Raw genomic sequence first — 17,542 nt, forward strand, 5'->3', positions numbered from 1 at the left:
TAATTATAATCACTTCCTATGAGATCAAAAAATTCATATAGTTTCTTTATTAGAGGTGCTGCACTTTGCGGTGTAGCACTTCTTTCTTTTTTAAACTGCAGCAGCACGACAGCCGATTCTTCCAATAATGAGAATCCGGGAAACGGGGGCGGGAATGCTACAGGTGATCCCGTTCAGGTTTGGTTAACGAAAGGAGACCAGTCTGTAAAGCTTCAGCAGCAAGGCAATATCTTTTTTACCAAAGGTTCCGGTGCAGGACAGAATATAGAAGTGGATGCATCACAAGTGTTCCAGACGGTTGACGGTTTCGGATATACCCTTACCGGAGGCAGTGTGGAAGTCATCAACCAGCTTTCCGCAGCTAAAAAGCAAGAATTGCTCAATGACCTTTTCGGCAGCTCCGGAATTGGAGTCAGTTATCTGAGAATAAGTATCGGAGCATCAGATCTAAACAGCCAGGTTTTTTCCTATGATGATGTACCGGCCGGACAAACAGATACCGCACTTGCTCAATTCAGTCTAACAAAAGATCAGGCTTTAATTCAGATGTTAAAAGACATTCTGATGATCAATCCCAATATTAAAATCCTGGCAACACCCTGGTCTGCACCGGTTTGGATGAAAGATAACGGTAACAGTGTAGGAGGAAGCCTTAAACCTGAGTATTATGGGGTGTATGCACAGTATTTTGTAAAATATATCCAGCAAATGAAAGCACAGGGAATTACTATTGATGCGATTACCCCTCAAAACGAGCCTTTACATCCCGGTAATAACCCAAGTATGTATATGACTGCTGCTGATCAGGCAACATTTGTTAAAAGCCATTTAGGACCTGCTTTCCAGGCGGCTAATCTTAATACAAAAATTATTGTTTACGATCATAATTGCGATAATCCTACTTATCCTTTAAGCATTCTTAATGATGCCGTTGCTAATCCTTTTGTGGATGGTTCTGCTTTTCATTTGTATGCCGGAGATATTTCAACTTTAGGAAATGTACACAATCTGTTCCCTAATAAAAACGTCTATTTTACAGAGCAATGGACAAGTTCTACCGGAGACTTCTCAGGAGATTTGGATTGGCATATGAAAAATGTGATCATCGGTTCGATGAGAAACTGGAGCAAAACCGCCCTTGAATGGAATGTTGCCAATGATACCTCTTTTGGACCTCATACTCCGGGTGGATGTACCCAATGCAAAGGAGCAATCACAGTAACAGGTAGTACAGGATATGATAAAAATGTAGCATATTATATCATTGCACAGGCTTCGAAGTTCGTTCCTGCAGGCTCTAAAAGAATTGCTTCCACGCAGGTGAATAACCTTTCATCAGTAGCGTTTATAACTCCGGCCAATAAAAAAGTTCTTATTGTTCAGAACTCGGGAAGCTCCTCTCAAACATTTAATATTAAATTTGATGGAAATACTGCGTCAGCCACAATTACAGCAAAATCGGCTGCAACATACATTTTTTAAATGAAAATATAATGAAAAAGCTTTTCTTCATCATTCTGTCACTATCCTCAGCAAGTGTATTTTCCCAAAAGACAATTGATCAACGGGTGTCCGAACTTTTATCTAAAATGACCCTGGAGGAAAAAATAGGGCAATTGGTTCAATACAGCGGTTTTGAATATGCAACAGGCCCTCAGAACTCCAACTCTGCAACAGTTTTAGAAGAAATAAAAAAAGGAAAAGTGGGTTCTATGCTTAATGTAACCGGAGTAGAAGAAACAAAGGCTTTTCAGAAATTGGCAATGCAATCCAGACTTAAAATTCCTTTGCTGTTCGGGCAGGATGTTATTCATGGATTCAGAACAACATTTCCTGTCAATCTCGGACAGGCTGCAAGCTGGGATTTGGGCTTAATTGAAAAATCCGAAAGGATTGCCGCCACAGAAGCTTCCGCTTACGGAATCCACTGGACCTTTGCACCAATGGTGGATGTAGCAAGAGATCCGAGATGGGGAAGGGTAATGGAAGGTTCTGGGGAAGATACCTATCTGGGAACGCAGATTGCATTGGCAAGAATTAGAGGCTTTCAGGGAAAAGGATTGGGAAATCTTGACGCCATTATGGCCTGTGCAAAACATTTTGCTGCCTATGGAGCTGCAGTTGGCGGAAGAGATTATAACTCTGTCGACATGAGCTTACGACAATTGAATGAAACCTATTTACCTCCATTTAAAGCAGCTGCAGAAGCGGGTGTTGCCACTTTCATGAATTCTTTCAATGACATTAATGGAATCCCTGCAACAGCCAATCAGTACATACTCAGAGATTTGTTAAAAGACAAATGGAACTATAAAGGTTTTGTAGTTTCAGACTGGGGAAGTATCGGGGAAATGGTTCCTCACGGATATGCGAAAGATAATAAGGAAGCTGCTGAAAGAGCTATTTTAGCAGGAAGTGACATGGATATGGAAAGCCGCGCTTACATGGCGGAGCTTCCCAAACTAGTTCAGGAAGGAAAAGTAGAGGTAAAATTCATTGATGATGCGGCAAGAAGAATTTTAACCAAGAAATTTGAAATGGGTTTATTTGATGATCCGTTCAGGTTCAGTAATGAGAAAAGACAGAAAGAACAGACCAATAATCAGGAAAACAGAAAATTCGGAAGAGAATTCGGTTCAAAAAGTATTGTTTTATTGAAAAATCAGAACCATATTCTTCCACTTTCAAAATCTGCGAAAACCGTTGCACTGATTGGTCCTTTTGGAAAAGAAACGACTGCCAATCATGGTTTCTGGTCTATTGCTTTCAAAGATGATAATCAAAGAATTGTTACCCAGTTCGACGGGATCAAAAATCAGCTGGATAAAAATTCAACCTTATTATATGCGAAAGGCTGTAATGTAGATGATCAGGATAAATCGATGTTTGCCGAAGCAGTGGAAACCGCAAAAAAAGCAGATGTAGTTATTATGACGTTGGGAGAAGGCCATGCTATGAGTGGCGAAGCAAAGAGCAGAAGCAATATTCATTTTTCAGGAGTTCAGGAAGAATTATTGAAAGAAATTGCCAAAACCGGAAAACCTGTTGTTTTAATGATCAATGCAGGAAGACCTCTTGTTTTCGATTGGGCTGCAGACAATATCCCAGCCATTCTATACACGTGGTGGTTAGGAACCGAGGCAGGAAATTCTATTGCTGATGTTCTTTTCGGAACGGTAAATCCCGGGGGAAAATTACCCATGAGTTTCCCCAGAACAGAAGGGCAAATACCTGTTTATTACAACCATTACAATACAGGAAGACCTGCCAAAAACAATACGGACAGAAACTATGTTTCCGCCTATATAGACTTGGATAACGATCCTAAATTTCCGTTTGGTTACGGATTAAGCTATACTCAATTCAACTATTCGGATTTAAAATTAAGTTCAACCAATTTGAAGGGCAATCAGGCTTTAAACATCAGCGTGAATGTTTCCAATACCGGAAATTATGATGGGGAAGAAGTGGTGCAGCTTTATATCAGGGATTTATTCGGAAAAGTAGTAAGACCGGTAAAAGAGTTGAAAAGCTTCCAAAAAATATTCATTAAAAAAGGAGAAAGTAAAACGATAACCTTCAGGCTTACCCCTGACAATTTGAAATTCTACGATGATGCCTTACATTATGACTGGGAAAGTGGTGAGTTCGATATTATGGTAGGACCCAATTCTCAGGATGTTCAGACAAAAAGAATTAATTGGGTGAAATAAGAAATGAAATGAGATGAGGTAATAGTGTGTCAAGTTTCATTTAATCAATAGGAGCGGGCTTTAGCCCGCATCAAATAAAAAGTGTTAATAAGGCTTTAGCCAAAACTTAAACATCAATCAATGAAGATTAAAATTCAATATATTTTTCATTTAATCCTGGGTGGAACCTTCGCTTTTTCTGTCATGAATTGTGCTTCTAATAAGCCGGATTCTGACAGGAAACTGATATGGAGCGATGAATTCAATAAAAAAGGATTACCGGATTCTTCCAAATGGAATTATGACGTTGGCGGACATGGTTTCGGAAATGAAGAAGCTCAATTTTATACCAAAGACCGGTTGGAAAATGCAAGAATGGAAAACGGAAATCTCATCATTGAAGCCCGTAAAGAAAATTGGAAGCAAAGCAAATATACTTCCGCAAGACTTTTAACCAAAGGTAAATTTTCATTTCAATACGGAACTGTTGAAGTAAGGGCAAAGCTTCCTAAAGGACGTGGAAGCTGGCCTGCAATATGGATGATGAGTGAAAACATGAAACAATGGCCGGATGACGGTGAATTGGATATCATGGAACATGTAGGCTATAATCAGGGGTACATCCATGCTTCAGTTCATACAAAGAAATATAATCATATTCAGGGAACGCAGAAAACAGATACGATTCTGGTAAATGATGCAAGCGAAAAATTCCATGTATATAAAGCAGACTGGACACCTGAAAAAATTAATGTGTATGTGGATGATAAAAAATATTTCACCTATATCAATAAAGAAAAAACAGATGAAGCATGGCCTTTCGACCGACCGTATTATATCATTTTAAATTTAGCGGTTGGTGGATTCTGGGGAGGAAAAGAAGGTATTGACGACACTATTTTTCCGCAGAAATATTACATAGACTATGTGAGGGTATATCAAAATAAATAAATGAAGAGAGGGCATTTAGCTCAAAAAACAGAAAAGAAATATGAAATCAAAGATTCACAGGCACCTTGGGAATGAATATATAGTTTGTAAAAAACTTATAACGGGTTGTTTGGTTGTAGGGAGTGTTCTGCAGGTAAATGCACAGGATTATTGGAAAAAAAATTCCGGTAAAACAACGGGTAAAGTTATTCTGACCCATTCCAAAGCCAATGAAAAAATGGCTGACAAAGGAACGGTAAAATTTGAAAAATTCAGTCAGCCTAAAGAAACGGATGCCTGTATTTTTGTAGATCCGGATTTTAAATATCAGAAACTGATCGGAATCGGGGGAGCCATTACAGATGCTTCTGCCGAAACCTTTTATAAATTACCGAAAAACAAACAGAAAGAAATCATTGAAGCCTATTATGGGAAAAATGGTTTGGGATATACAGTTGTCCGCACCAATATGAATTCCTGCGACTTCTCCAGTGATTCATATACATATGTCGCGGAAAATGATACTTCTCTGAAGTCTTTCCATGTAGGGCATGATGAAAAGTATAAAATTCCGATGATCAAGGAAGCTCAAAAAGCAATCGGAAATCAGTTCACATTCTATTTTTCTCCCTGGAGTCCACCCGCATGGATGAAGTCCAACAAAAATATGCTGAAAGGAGGCAGGCTTGAAAATCAATTCTATCAGACCTGGGCCGATTATTATATTAAATTTATCAAAGAATACGAGAAAAGAGGAATCAATGTCTGGGGATTGACGGTTCAGAATGAGCCTATGGCAACACAAACCTGGGAATCCTGTATTTACACGGCGGAGGAAGAAGGAGAGTTCCTTAAAAATAATTTAGGACCAACCCTTTGGAAAAATGGCTATAAAGATAAAAAAGTAATGATCTGGGATCATAACAGAGACCTGATCTATCAGAGAGCAACGACTACCTTAGGTGATCCTGAAACCTCCAAATATGCTTCAGGAATCGGTTACCACTGGTATGAAACATGGAATAACAAAACCCAGTTATTTGATAACCTTTCTGAAACTCAAAGAGCTTTTCCGGATAAATTTTTAGCCTTTACCGAAGGTTGTAAAGAACAGTTCAACATGTCTAAAATTTATGACGTAAGTTTAGGAGAGCTTTACGGGAGAAATATGATCAACGATTTTAATAAAGGAACCGCTTTATGGACAGATTGGAACGTGCTTTTGGACGAAACGGGAGGACCTAACCATGTCGGAAACTTTTGTTTTGCTCCGATCATTGCCGATACCAAAACCGGAGAAGTGCATTACACCTACGAATATTATTACGTAGGGCATGTTTCAAAATATATCAGGCCGAATGCCCAAAGAATCGGAACTTCATCAAACAGGGCTGCTTTGATTGCTACTTCATTCATCAATGAAAACGGACAGCTGGTCACCGTAATTATGAATGAATCCGATAATGACATGGAAACCAATCTCTGGATTGAGGGAATGTCTGCCAAGCTTTCCGCACCGGCACACTCTATACAGACTGTAATTTTGTAAGCTTCATATTAACACTATTATTATTAAAATCGGCGGCCTCGAAGAGGCCGCCGATTTGCTTTATCATATAAAATAATTCTTCAATTATTCCTTTACATCGTATTTGTCAATAACTTTCTGGGTAACTCCCGTATTGCTGAAACCACCATCATGGAATAGGTTCTGCATCGTTACTTTTCTTGTAAGGTCAGAGAACATGCTTACGCAATAGTTCGCACAGTCAAGAGCTGTAGCATTTCCCAGTGGGGACATATCTTCAGCATACCCTAAGAAACCGCCGAAACCTTTTACACCGCTTCCCGCAGTTGTTGGAGTTGGAGACTGCGAAATGGTATTCACACGTACTTTTCTTTCTCCCCAGTAGTTTCCGAAAGATCTTGTGATGCTTTCCAGATAAGCCTTATTATCTGCCATATCGTTATAATCAGGGAACGTTCTCTGTGCTGCAATATAAGTAAGCGCAAGAATGCTTCCCCATTCGTTCACACAGTCTTTTTCCCAGGCCACACGCATTACTTTATGAAAAGAAACAGCAGAAACATCCCATCCTTTCTCAAGCCAGTCATAGTTCATATCAGTATAATGCTTTCCTTTTCTTACATTCACAGACATTCCTATAGAGTGAAGGATAAAATCGATTTTACCATATTTTGCGATAGCCGCATCAAAAAGTTTTTCAAGATCTTCGATAGAAGTGGCATCTGCACCTATTACTTCAGAGCCAGTTTTTTCTGCTAAAGCATTCAGTTCTCCCATTCTCATAGCAATAGGAGCGTTGGACAAGATAAATTCAGCTCCTTCTTCATGGCATCTCTCAGCAACTTTCCATGCAATAGATTGTTCATTAAGGGCTCCAAAAATAATTCCCTTTTTGCCTTTAAGTAAACCGTATGACATAATTTTTTAATGTTTATTGAATACAAATGTAGCAATAATTTGTGTTTACCGCATCATAAAAAACGGAGCCTTTATAAAAAGACTCCGTTTTTATTGAAAATATTTATATGACTGAATTTCTTTAGTTCGTTTTCTTATTCCATTCCGCTTTCACATCTTCTGCAGCATCTTTGGTTTTCTCCCAGGCATCATTCGCCTTATCTTTAATATCTTCCCAGGTTTCCGAGACATTGGCTTTTACTCTGTCCAGCCAGTCTTCCTGGTTAGCTTCCTCATCATTGGCTCTTTTTTCATTAATGTAGTCCCTGGCTTTATCTGCCAGTTCATTAATTTTCCATTTCGCTTTGTCTGCAGCATTTTGTAAAGAGTTTTCCGTATTATTTACTGTGTTTTCCGCTTTGTTGTAATCTGCATTGTCCATAATATTAATATTTTAGTGTTATATGGTAGTAAACAATAACCATTCCTAAAAACAGCATGTATTGTTAAACTTTTCATAATCTTTTGTTATACTTTTCTAAATCAGGATTATATTTGTTATTAAAATAGTTAGCCATGGAGAAAATACGTTGCGGCTGGTGTGAAAAAGATGATCTGTACAGAAATTACCATGATGAAGAATGGGGTAAGCCTGTATATGACGATGACAAGATCTTTGAGTTCTTAATACTTGAAAGCTTTCAGGCAGGACTGAGCTGGTATACCATTCTTTCCAAAAGAGAAAACTTCAGAAAATCTTTTGATCACTTTAATTATAAAAAGATTGCCGGATATTCTGATAAAAAGGTCGAAGAGCTTATGCAGGATTCAGGAATTATTAGAAACAGACTGAAAATTCTCGCTACCATTACCAATGCACAAAAATTTCAGGAAATCCAGAAGGAGTTCGGAAGTTTCTCTAAATACATTTGGGGCTTTGTTGATGGAAAACCCATCGACAACAAGCCCAAAACCTTAAAAGATGTTCCTGCAACCACGGAAATTTCGGATGCAATAGCAAAAGACCTTAAAAAAAGAGGATTCAAGTTTATGGGTTCAACCGTAGTGTATGCGCATATGCAGGCAACCGGAATGGTGAATGACCATGTGGAGAATTGCATAACCCGGTGATTAAAAAGGACCTCAACATGGAGATCCTTTTATTTTTTTGTTATCGAATAATTCTGTCCAGCACCCATTCAATAAGATTCTTTTCCGAAGCATGATGGTCTGCAGAGAATTCTCCACGTCTTCTGTTGGCAATTACATTATTTACTGTGATTGCTTTATGACCCAATAATTTAGAAAGAGCATAAATCGCGGAAGTTTCCATTTCAAAATTGGTCACTCCAAGATCATTCAGGGTTTCAAGGAACTTGTCATCAACGGCTTTTAAACGAAGCTGCCTTCCCTGCGGGGCGTAGAATCCCGGGAAAGTAGCTGTATTTCCGTGATATTTGGCGTCTTTATAAAGGTCGGCAATATCTTCTGCCCAGTCAGCAAAATAAAGCATAGGCTTTATCTTTTCATAAGGGAATTTTTCTAAAAAGTTTCTTGAAAACTCATTTTCAAAGTGATAATCCTGATAGAAATGCATTAAACCGTCTACTCCCACTACATTCTGTGTAACCAACATATTATCAACCTGTACTTCCGGATTTACACTTCCACAGGTACCCATTCGAAAGAGCTGCAGCGCTTTGTGCTCTGTTTTAAACTCCTTCAGTTTAAGATCAATATTGACCAGAGCATCCAGCTCATTCATTACGATATCAATGTTTTCCGTACCAATCCCCGTAGACATCACGGAAATCCTTTCGCCACGCAAAGTTCCGGTGTGGGTATAAAACTCCCTTTTGTTCTTTTGTATTTCTACTTTATCAAAGTATTTAGATACTTTGGGTACCCTGTCCGGATCACCTACAAGGATAATTTTGTCTGCAATATCTTCTGGCAACAGGTTTAAGTGGTAAACGCTTCCGTCTTCATTCAGAACTAATTCTGAAGCTGCAAGTTTATTTAGCATTTGATAAGTTTTTAATTAATGAAAATAGCTTCTTTATATGGAGTATACATCAGTTCTAACAGGGAACCGTATTCTTCAACAATTCTTTTTTGTCCCTGATAAACCTCATACACGGTAATAGTAGTTTTTTCCAGATTTTTAGGGTCCTTTCTCTGGGAAGTAATTTCGTAAAAATGATCTTCTTTCTTTAAAACGGAAACTAGTTCTTCCTTAGTGGAATTGTTGGCTTCCAACATGCCCGGAAAATCCATTACGATGTCTTTTAATTCGGTATATTTTTTATAAGGCTTGGTTACCCCGTTGGAATATACATATACTCTGGGTACCTGCTGGTCTTTTACAAGGCGTACCAAGTAATAATCATTGCCTTTTTTCTCTGCATAAACTGCCATTTCCTGGTCTTTTTGAGAAAATAATGCCAAAGAAAAAAGACTGGCAATCAACGCAAACAATAATTTTGTTTTCATAGGATATTTTGTTTTTGGTTGTGAAATTTCAGCTCCCTACTATTTTAGGGGAGGGTAAAATTAGTAAAAAAACCATTAAGAAGAATATAAACAATTATTTAATCAATATTTAAAATTGAAGTAATGTTGATGTCGTATTGAGGTGATAGTTTTGCACATAAAAATTCATGAGATCTTATCCATTGCTTATTATGGCCTTATTTATTGGTTTTGCCAGTATGTCTTTCAACACTGAATATAAAGGTGTCGAAAACGAAAATACTGTAATCAACAGAGGCTTAAGCGATTTTAAAAACAGACTTGAACAGCTAAAATCCGACGTTTACTTATTTGCGGATGACAAAATATCTCTTGAAGAACTGCAGCAATCATTAAGCAATACGAGAAATTCTTATAAGGAGATTGAATTCTATATTGCTTATCACTATCCTGAATTTGCCAAAACACATCTTAACGCAGCGCCTTTATTCCATATTGAAGCAGCGGGAACAATGGCTTATACGCTACCTCCGGAAGGATTGCAGGTTCTGGATGAATTGGTTTTTTCCGAAGAAGCAGCCCATGAAAAAGAAAAAATAAAGGATATTACAAGCTTTTTGTATAATAATTATGCTAAATTCTATCTGAGTGCCACAAAAAACGGATTAAGCAAGGGAAATAATAAAACATTACCATTACGGCTGGAGCTCATCAGAATTTATACGTTGGGAGTAACTGGTTTCGATACTCCGGGTTCACTGAATATCTCTGAAGAAGCCGCTCATGCGCTTTCAGGAATAAAGAAATACATGAATGATGATCCGTATTTTAAAAATTATGATGTTCGTAAAGCCGATACAGTATTGTCGGAAAGCATTGATTATCTTTCAAAGCATAAAGATTTTGAAACTTTTGACCGTATTGAATTTTACAAAAAATATATACAGCCTTTGTATGAAGAGTTTGGGAAATGGGATGGAAGAACAGATGACCTGAAAGAATTTTCGGGCTGGAATGTAAGCAGTAAGAATTTCTTTAGCAGTGATTTCCTGGATCCATATTTCTATACCTTATTAAAACCATCAGAAGATAATGCCCAATTAAGAGACCTCGGGAAAAAGATTTTTTATGACCAGAATGTAAGCGATAACGGGAAAATGAGCTGTGCAAGCTGCCATTTGCCCGAAAATGCATTCACCGACCTGAAAAGTAAATCTCAAAGCAATGTGGAAGGGCAGACTGTACTGAGAAATTCCCCGTCTTTATACAATGCCGTTTTTGCCAAAAGATTTTTCTATGATATGCGTGCATTTTATCTGGAACAACAGGCTGAACATGTTATTTATAATGAACAGGAATTTAATACAAGCTACGAAAGCATCATCAAAAAGCTAAAGGCAAAACCGGAATATAAAAAAGCCTTTCAGACCGCGTTCAAAGATGGAAAAATCAATAAGCAAAATTTCTCTAAAGCGTTAAGCTCCTACGTAGCCTCATTATACTCATTTGAGAGTGATTTCGACCGTTTCATGAGAAATGAAAAGGAAATCTCGGAAGATGCCAAGAAAGGATATAATTTATTCATGGGAAAAGCCAATTGTGCAACCTGTCATTTCGCCCCTCATTTTTCAGGATTGGTTCCTCCTTTTTATAACGAAAATGAATCCGAAGTATTGGGAGTAACCCAAAAACCGGTCAGCCAAATGCCAATTGAATTGGATACGGACAAGGGAAGAATCAATAGCCTTGTAAAAAAAGAGAATTCATGGATTTATGAGAATTCTTTTAAAACCATGACCGTAAGAAATATTGCCCTTACCCGACCTTATTTTCACAACGGAACTTTTAATACACTCGAAGAAGTGCTGGATTTTTATAATGAAGGGGGTGGAGAAGGATTAGGTTTGAAAATGAAAAATCAGACCCTTCCTCCTGACAAGCTGAATCTCACAAAACCTGAAATTCAACAGATCATTGCTTTCCTGAACACCCTCACGGATATCAGTAAAACGAAAAACAGATAAAGTTATGAGTTATGAGTTATGGGTTATGTGTTAGCCAAGTGTATCTTCAAAATTTTAAATCAATTTATCCACTTCCAGCTCTCAACTCTCAAATACTAATTCATAACCCATAACTCATAACTCTCTTAACAATTAATTAATTCCCTTAACATTGAGTTCCGGATTTATTAATATTCGAGGATGCTTATTTAAAATACTATTAATAGCGGGTTCATGATTAAAAAATAGTTTTGCATTGTCTAATAAATCGAATTACTATGAAGAAAAAATTACTAGCAGTTGCAGCACTTGCACTAGTAACGGGTTCTGTTGTGAAAGCACAGACCTGTACAGGAACTCACATCAGCTGTTTTACATCCATTGTCCCTACAGCACAAACCAATAAACTGATCATTCCTACGGAACATAAGTATCAGCTTATTTTAAAAGAAGGAGACAGCTATACACAAGGAGGCGGATTTGTAGGAGGATTGAATGACTTTACAGGATATGTTCCCATTACAGGAAGCAGTACCAACGGATATCTTTCGGTAAACCACGAAACCAATCCCGGAGGGGTCACCATGGCTGAAATTAATTTTAATACGGCCACTAAACTTTGGCAATTAACTAAATCCCGGGCAGTAAGCTTTTCAGATCCAAGCTTAGTACAAACAATCAGAAACTGTTCAGGGGGAATTACGCCTTGGGGAACTATCGTTACGGCAGAAGAGCAAACTACTTCTAATGACGTTAATGGTGACGGATATAAAGATTACGGATGGCTGGTAGAGATCAACCCCGCAACGGCTCAGGTAAGTTCCCTTAATACAGATGGTACCAAAGGAAAATTATGGCAAATGGGGGTTATGAACCACGAAAATGTAGTGGTGAATAATGCGGGAACGGTAGCCTATTTCGGAGAAGACGGAGGAACAAATAAGGTGTATAAATATGTCATGGACACACCCAATAATCTTTCTTCCGGAAACTTATACGTTCTGAAGCTTGACCAGGGACTAAGTAACGGAGATCCTGTAGTAACAACTGCCGTTTGGGTTCAGGTTCCGAATAAAATAAAGGCGGACCAGAATAATGTGGCTTCTCAGGCACATACATTGGGCGGAACTAGTTTCAGTGGAGTAGAAGATGTGGAAATCAGCCCGGTAGACGGGAAAATTTACTTCACGGCCAAAGGGTTGAACAAAGTATACAGATTACAGGATGACGGAGCTACGGCTTCTCAGGTGGAAACTTTTGTAGGCGGCCTTACTACAAGCTATTCTTTCAATACTGCACAGGGAATGAAATCTGAAGCTTGGGGAGATGGTAATGATAATCTTACTTTTGATGAACTCGGGAATCTTTGGGTACTTCAGGATGGAGGGAAAAACTATATTTGGGTAGTTGCTCCGGATCATACGCCGGCCAATCCTAAAGTAAGACTTTTTGCATCTATGCCTGCCGGATCCGAGCCAACAGGACTTACTTTTACACCGGATCATAAATTCGGATTCTTCTCTATTCAGCATCCGGATGCTACCATCTCTACAGATATTGATGCTACAGGAAATACTGTTGATTACAGAGGAAAATCTGCTACAATCGTTGTGGCTCTTAAAGAAAACCTGGGAACAACAGGATCTTTGGGAACTATTGATCAGCATGTTGAAAATAGCGTTACCGTATCTCCTAATCCAACCTCAGGAATGGTAAAGATCAATGCTCCGAAAGCTTTGAAAAACATTTCAGTAACGGCTTACAGTATGGATGGTAAAATTGTTTACAGCAACAAATTTACAGGTTCGCATACTTCCTTGGATCTTGATTTTACTTCTCAACTTGAAGCTTCCCATATTTTAGTTGTAAATATCGAAGCGGAAGGTGGATTCCAGAAGATGGTGAAAGTTCTTAAAAAATAACTATTAATAATTTCTCTAGCTGTCGGTAATGATTCTATTTGCCGGCAGCTTTCTCTATCTATGAAAAAACTGTTTGTTTTTATTTCCTTTTTTTCTCTTTCTCAGGTTACGGCTCAGATTGATCCTGTAAAATACCCTACCTATACCAATATTGATGATGCTTTGAAAAGTAAAGAAACGGTATATAGCATAAGCTTTAGAGACAAAGCGCTTTTTAATATTCCTCCCGGCATCAGAAACCTGAATTCCTTGTTCTTTCTGAATATTATGGGAAACAGGTTGGAAAAAATGGATCAGGAGATTTTTGATTTGAAAGAACTTGAAATATTGAATGTAAACCAAAACAGCATTAAATATATCCCTGACGAAATTGGAGCATTAAAAAAACTCAAGACTTTTTCAATGAGTCTGAACAGTTTAACGTCCATAAATCCTAATATTGCCCAACTTCAAAACCTGGAAGTTATTCAGCTTGATGCCAATAATCTGAATGTTTTTCCCGAAGCTTTACTTCAGATTCCAACTTTAGTGGAAATCAATTTGCAGGGTAATCAGATCAGTTTCATTGATGAAGATCTAAGGAAAATTAAAAACCTGAAATTTTTAAACCTTTCAGCCAACCAGATCAATGATTTGGGAAACATAGATCTTCCTGAAAAATTAAAATACCTTGAACTGCAGCAGAATGCCATCATCAGTTTACCCGATCAGCTGTTCTGTGCAAAAAACCTTGAGTTTTTAAATGTAAGTCAGAATAATATCAGGCAGATTTCACCTAAAATAAAAGGATTAAAGAATATCGTCAGTTTAAATCTGGGTAACAATAAAATAATGGATCTTCCAATGGAATTTAAAGAGCTGAAAAACCTGAAAACACTTATCCTTACGGGAAATCCTATCGAAAAAAATAAAATAGACCAGCTGAAAGCCTTACTGCCGGATACCCAGATCTACTTCTGATTATCCGCCGACTCTTTTCGTTTTATAGCCCATATCTTTAAGGATTTCCATGATTTTGTCACGGTTATCCCCTTGAATGATGATCACACCATCTTTTTCAGAACCCCCGATTCCTAAAGTGGTTTTGATCTTTTTGGAAATATTTTTAAGACCTTCTTCACTGCCTTCCCAGCCTTCAATTAGGGTCACGGGCTTACCATTCCTCCCTTTCTTTTCAAACTTGCATACCAAAGGCTCTTTCTGTTTGAATTCTTCTTGAGGCATTTCAAAATCCTGTTCTTCATGATCAGGAAAAAGGTTTTTAAGTTGATCTCGTAAATCCATGGAACAAAATTAAAAATATAATGAATAAGGTGCAAGATTTAATATTTTTATAGGCAATGAATGCCTAGGTGAAATTAAAACTCTTCAAATTCTTTTATTCATAGGAAAATAGATAAATTTGTATGGTTAAATCATACAAAATGTCAAAAAAAGCAATACTAGCAATCCTTGACGGATGGGGGTTGGGAATGAATCCGGACGTTTCGGCCATAGATAAAGCAGATACACCATTTATGGATAGTTGTTATAAGAAATTCCCTCATACCACACTGGAAGCAAGCGGTTTGGCGGTTGGTCTTCCGGCCGGGCAGATGGGAAATTCTGAAGTAGGCCATATGAATTTAGGAGCGGGAAGAGTCGTGTACCAAAACCTGGTTAAGCTTAATATGGCGGTTGAAAATGGTACTTTAGGCCAGGAAAAAGTCATCCAGGAAGCTTTTGAATATGCTAAAAAAGAAAATAAAAAGATACACTTCATAGGTTTGGTTTCCAATGGAGGGGTACATTCACATATCAATCATTTAAAAGGGTTACTGACAGCTGCCAAAGAATTCGGACTGAATGAGAATGTTTTTGTTCATGCCTTTACCGATGGGAGAGACTGTGATCCGCATTCCGGAATTGGGTTCATTGAAGAGCTTCAGAGGCACATGGAAGCAACTACCGGAAAACTGGCGACAGTAGTAGGAAGGTATTACGCAATGGATAGAGATAAGAGATGGGAGCGTGTAAAGCTGGCTTATGATGCTCTCACAGAAGGAGTAGGTCTACAGACAACCGATGCATTGGCAGCCATTAAAGCCTCTTATGACAATAATGTTACTGATGAATTTTTAAAACCGATCATTTTAGTTAATACTACAGCTACAGGAAATATAGTTCCGGTGGCCAAAATTGTAGATAATGATGTGGTAATCTGCTTCAATTTCCGTACCGACAGGGGACGTGAAATCACAGAAGTCCTTTCGCAAAAAGATTTTCCTGAATATTTCATGCGTAAACTGAATCTGTACTATATTACGTTGACCAACTATGATGCAACTTTCCAGAATGTACAGGTGGTTTTTGATGAAGAAGTCTTACAAAATACCATGGGAGAAGTGTTGGAAAGAAACGGTAAAACCCAGATCAGGATCGCAGAAACAGAAAAGTATCCACACGTTACCTTCTTTTTCTCAGGGGGAAGGGAAAAAGAGTTTGCAGGTGAAAGAAGATTACTTTGTCCAAGCCCTAAAGACGTTCCAACCTATGATCTGAAGCCGGAAATGTCTGCATATGATATTACCAATGCCATTCTTCCGGAATTGGAAAATGAAACTGCCGATTTTGTATGTTTAAACTTCGCGAATACAGATATGGTGGGACATACCGGAGTCTTTGAAGCGGCCGTAAAAGCAGCAGAAACGGTAGATAAATGTATCGAAAAAGTAGCAACCACAGCGTATGAGCATGGATATGCCGTATTTATCCTGGCAGATCACGGAAACTCAGACGTGATGATAAATGCTGACGGAACACCGAATACGCAGCACTCAACCAATTTGGTCCCGCTTATTGTAATGGATAAAGACCACACCTGGAATCTGAAACCCGGAAAACTGGGGGATATTGCTCCATCCATTTTAAAAATAATGGGGCTGGAAATACCGGAAGTAATGACGGGCGATATTCTAATAAGCTGAAATCAATAATATTGTTAAAAAAATATCGTTATTATTTAAGTATTGGTATTTTATGATTAAAGTCAGGCACGTAACTTGCTATGCTTTAAATAATAAAAGCCTATCTTTGCATATTAAATCTAAATAGTAAAAATGTATCAAAATCTTGTTAGGAAAGAAGTAATGGGGATTTTAGAAAAGGAAGTAGGTTCTTTTCTGGAAAAATTTTTAACGCCGATTGAAAAAATCTGGCAGCCTTCAGATTATCTCCCGGACCCTTCAAGTGCTGAGTTTAAATACGATTTAGAAGAAATCCAGACTTTCGCTCGTGAAATGCCTTACGATCTTTTTGTGACGCTCATCGGAGACTGTATTACGGAAGAAGCTTTGCCTTCTTACGAATCATGGTTAATGGGAGTGGAAGGTATCGACCAGGAAGAGAAAATAGTAGGCTGGAGCCATTGGGTAAGAGCATGGACTGCTGAGGAAAACAGACACGGAGATTTATTAAATAAATATCTATATCTGTGTGGAAGAGTGAATATGAGGGAAGTGGAGATCACTACTCAATACCTGATTAATGATGGTTTCGATTTGGGTACCAGCATGGACCCTTACAGAAACTTTGTATACACAAGCTTTCAGGAAACAGCTACCAATATCTCTCACAGAAGAGTGGGTACCCTGGCCAAACAGTCAGGAAACGGAAAATTAGCAAAAATGTGTGGGGTGATTGCGGCAGATGAAGCGAGACACGCCAAAGCATACAAACATTTCGTGACAAAAATTCTAGAGATTGATCCCTCTGAAATGATTTTGGCTTTTGAAGATATGATGCGTAAGAAAATTGTAATGCCTGCACACATGATGAGACAATCCGGGCAGAAAGCCGGAGAGCTTTGGGGACATTTTTCCGATGCTGCTCAGCGATGTATGGTGTATACAGGACAGGATTATATCAACATTTTAAAAGATTTGTTGGATGAATGGAAGATAGAGCACGTAAAAGGCCTTACTGAAAAAGCAGAAAAAGCTCAGGAATATTTAATGAAACTACCGGCAAGATTACAGAAAATCACCGACAGAATCTCTACCCCGGACCAGCAGTTTCAGTTCAGCTGGGTAAAAAGTTAGTCTATATTGTTATAAATTA

General features: G+C 38.2%; 15 protein-coding genes. 10 read left to right on the forward strand and 5 right to left on the reverse strand.

Annotated elements, in window-relative coordinates; all coding sequences use genetic code 11:
• Window positions 1–18: 18 nt before the first annotated feature.
• From BCF58_RS10540 to BCF58_RS10555, 4 genes are all read left to right on the forward strand, one after another.
• Window positions 19–1,482 (forward strand): glycoside hydrolase family 30 protein, encoded by a 1,464-nt coding sequence (locus tag BCF58_RS10540; protein WP_121461739.1) that lies wholly within the window; start codon window positions 19–21, stop codon window positions 1,480–1,482.
• 11 nt (window positions 1,483–1,493) lie between these two features.
• A complete protein-coding gene (locus BCF58_RS10545) occupies window positions 1,494–3,713 on the forward strand; it encodes a glycoside hydrolase family 3 N-terminal domain-containing protein (RefSeq protein WP_121461740.1) in 2,220 nt (739 codons plus the stop codon).
• Window positions 3,714–3,833: 120 nt separating this feature from the next.
• Window positions 3,834–4,643, forward strand: coding sequence for a glycoside hydrolase family 16 protein (locus tag BCF58_RS10550; RefSeq protein ID WP_121461741.1), 810 nt, complete (start codon window positions 3,834–3,836; stop codon window positions 4,641–4,643).
• Window positions 4,644–4,683: 40 nt separating this feature from the next.
• On the forward strand, window positions 4,684–6,171 hold the full coding sequence (locus tag BCF58_RS10555; protein WP_121461742.1) for a glycoside hydrolase family 30 protein: 1,488 nt from the start codon (window positions 4,684–4,686) through the stop codon (window positions 6,169–6,171).
• An 84-nt stretch (window positions 6,172–6,255) separates the two neighbouring features.
• Here the strand turns inward: BCF58_RS10555 and BCF58_RS10560 are convergent, their stop codons facing one another.
• Both BCF58_RS10560 and BCF58_RS10565 read right to left on the reverse strand, forming a co-directional pair.
• Window positions 6,256–7,068 carry an enoyl-ACP reductase FabI gene (locus BCF58_RS10560; protein WP_121461743.1) on the reverse strand — a complete coding sequence of 271 codons (813 nt, stop codon included), beginning with the start codon at window positions 7,066–7,068 and terminating at the stop codon, window positions 6,256–6,258.
• Between the two features lie 121 nt (window positions 7,069–7,189).
• Window positions 7,190–7,489, reverse strand: a complete 300-nt coding sequence (locus tag BCF58_RS10565) for a hypothetical protein (protein WP_121461744.1) — start codon at window positions 7,487–7,489, stop codon at window positions 7,190–7,192.
• 134 nt (window positions 7,490–7,623) lie between these two features.
• On the opposite strand from BCF58_RS10565, the gene BCF58_RS10570 reads away from it, so the two are divergent.
• On the forward strand, window positions 7,624–8,178 hold the full coding sequence (locus tag BCF58_RS10570; RefSeq protein WP_121461745.1) for a DNA-3-methyladenine glycosylase I: 555 nt from the start codon (window positions 7,624–7,626) through the stop codon (window positions 8,176–8,178).
• 40 nt (window positions 8,179–8,218) lie between these two features.
• Here BCF58_RS10570 and BCF58_RS10575 read toward each other — a convergent pair whose 3' ends face one another.
• A complete protein-coding gene (locus BCF58_RS10575; RefSeq protein WP_121461746.1) occupies window positions 8,219–9,073 on the reverse strand; it encodes a nucleoside phosphorylase in 855 nt (284 codons plus the stop codon).
• 11 nt (window positions 9,074–9,084) lie between these two features.
• Window positions 9,085–9,540: a hypothetical protein gene (locus BCF58_RS10580; RefSeq protein ID WP_121461747.1), complete on the reverse strand. Its 456-nt coding sequence runs from the start codon at window positions 9,538–9,540 to the stop codon at window positions 9,085–9,087.
• A gap of 167 nt (window positions 9,541–9,707) precedes the next feature.
• On the opposite strand from BCF58_RS10580, the gene BCF58_RS10585 reads away from it, so the two are divergent.
• The 3 genes from BCF58_RS10585 to BCF58_RS10595 all read left to right on the forward strand — a co-directional run bounded on the left by BCF58_RS10585 (window position 9,708) and on the right by BCF58_RS10595 (window position 14,404).
• Window positions 9,708–11,543 carry a cytochrome-c peroxidase gene (locus BCF58_RS10585; RefSeq protein ID WP_121461748.1) on the forward strand — a complete coding sequence of 612 codons (1,836 nt, stop codon included), beginning with the start codon at window positions 9,708–9,710 and terminating at the stop codon, window positions 11,541–11,543.
• A 257-nt stretch (window positions 11,544–11,800) separates the two neighbouring features.
• Window positions 11,801–13,444: an alkaline phosphatase PhoX gene (locus BCF58_RS10590; protein WP_228434781.1), complete on the forward strand. Its 1,644-nt coding sequence runs from the start codon at window positions 11,801–11,803 to the stop codon at window positions 13,442–13,444.
• A gap of 60 nt (window positions 13,445–13,504) precedes the next feature.
• Complete coding sequence (locus BCF58_RS10595) at window positions 13,505–14,404, forward strand: leucine-rich repeat domain-containing protein (RefSeq protein ID WP_121461749.1); 900 nt, start codon at window positions 13,505–13,507, stop codon at window positions 14,402–14,404.
• Here BCF58_RS10595 and BCF58_RS10600 read toward each other — a convergent pair whose 3' ends face one another.
• Window positions 14,405–14,728, reverse strand: a complete 324-nt coding sequence (locus tag BCF58_RS10600; RefSeq protein ID WP_121461750.1) for a translation initiation factor — start codon at window positions 14,726–14,728, stop codon at window positions 14,405–14,407.
• Window positions 14,729–14,868: 140 nt separating this feature from the next.
• Between BCF58_RS10600 and gpmI the strand changes: the two genes are divergently transcribed.
• Window positions 14,869–16,410, forward strand: a complete 1,542-nt coding sequence (gene gpmI, locus BCF58_RS10605; protein ID WP_121461751.1) for a 2,3-bisphosphoglycerate-independent phosphoglycerate mutase — start codon at window positions 14,869–14,871, stop codon at window positions 16,408–16,410.
• A gap of 132 nt (window positions 16,411–16,542) precedes the next feature.
• Window positions 16,543–17,523, forward strand: coding sequence for an acyl-ACP desaturase (locus tag BCF58_RS10610; protein ID WP_121461752.1), 981 nt, complete (start codon window positions 16,543–16,545; stop codon window positions 17,521–17,523).
• Window positions 17,524–17,542 lie beyond the last annotated feature (19 nt).

This window comes from Chryseobacterium defluvii (assembly GCF_003634775.1).
In the GTDB taxonomy this organism is placed as follows: domain Bacteria; phylum Bacteroidota; class Bacteroidia; order Flavobacteriales; family Weeksellaceae; genus Chryseobacterium; species Chryseobacterium defluvii.

Coding starts and splice junctions, on each gene's coding strand:
- BCF58_RS10580 (WP_121461747.1), bottom strand. CDS start 9,540: ATGAAAACAAAATTATTGTTTGCGTTGATTGCCAGTCTTTTTTCTTTG.
- BCF58_RS10560 (WP_121461743.1), bottom strand. CDS start 7,068: ATGTCATACGGTTTACTTAAAGGCAAAAAGGGAATTATTTTTGGAGCC.
- gpmI (WP_121461751.1), top strand. CDS start 14,869: ATGTCAAAAAAAGCAATACTAGCAATCCTTGACGGATGGGGGTTGGGA.
- BCF58_RS10555 (WP_121461742.1), top strand. CDS start 4,684: ATGAAATCAAAGATTCACAGGCACCTTGGGAATGAATATATAGTTTGT.
- BCF58_RS10595 (WP_121461749.1), top strand. CDS start 13,505: ATGAAAAAACTGTTTGTTTTTATTTCCTTTTTTTCTCTTTCTCAGGTT.
- BCF58_RS10565 (WP_121461744.1), bottom strand. CDS start 7,489: ATGGACAATGCAGATTACAACAAAGCGGAAAACACAGTAAATAATACG.
- BCF58_RS10550 (WP_121461741.1), top strand. CDS start 3,834: ATGAAGATTAAAATTCAATATATTTTTCATTTAATCCTGGGTGGAACC.
- BCF58_RS10545 (WP_121461740.1), top strand. CDS start 1,494: ATGAAAAAGCTTTTCTTCATCATTCTGTCACTATCCTCAGCAAGTGTA.
- BCF58_RS10540 (WP_121461739.1), top strand. CDS start 19: ATGAGATCAAAAAATTCATATAGTTTCTTTATTAGAGGTGCTGCACTT.
- BCF58_RS10610 (WP_121461752.1), top strand. CDS start 16,543: ATGTATCAAAATCTTGTTAGGAAAGAAGTAATGGGGATTTTAGAAAAG.
- BCF58_RS10585 (WP_121461748.1), top strand. CDS start 9,708: ATGAGATCTTATCCATTGCTTATTATGGCCTTATTTATTGGTTTTGCC.
- BCF58_RS10590 (WP_228434781.1), top strand. CDS start 11,801: ATGAAGAAAAAATTACTAGCAGTTGCAGCACTTGCACTAGTAACGGGT.
- BCF58_RS10600 (WP_121461750.1), bottom strand. CDS start 14,728: ATGGATTTACGAGATCAACTTAAAAACCTTTTTCCTGATCATGAAGAA.
- BCF58_RS10570 (WP_121461745.1), top strand. CDS start 7,624: ATGGAGAAAATACGTTGCGGCTGGTGTGAAAAAGATGATCTGTACAGA.
- BCF58_RS10575 (WP_121461746.1), bottom strand. CDS start 9,073: ATGCTAAATAAACTTGCAGCTTCAGAATTAGTTCTGAATGAAGACGGA.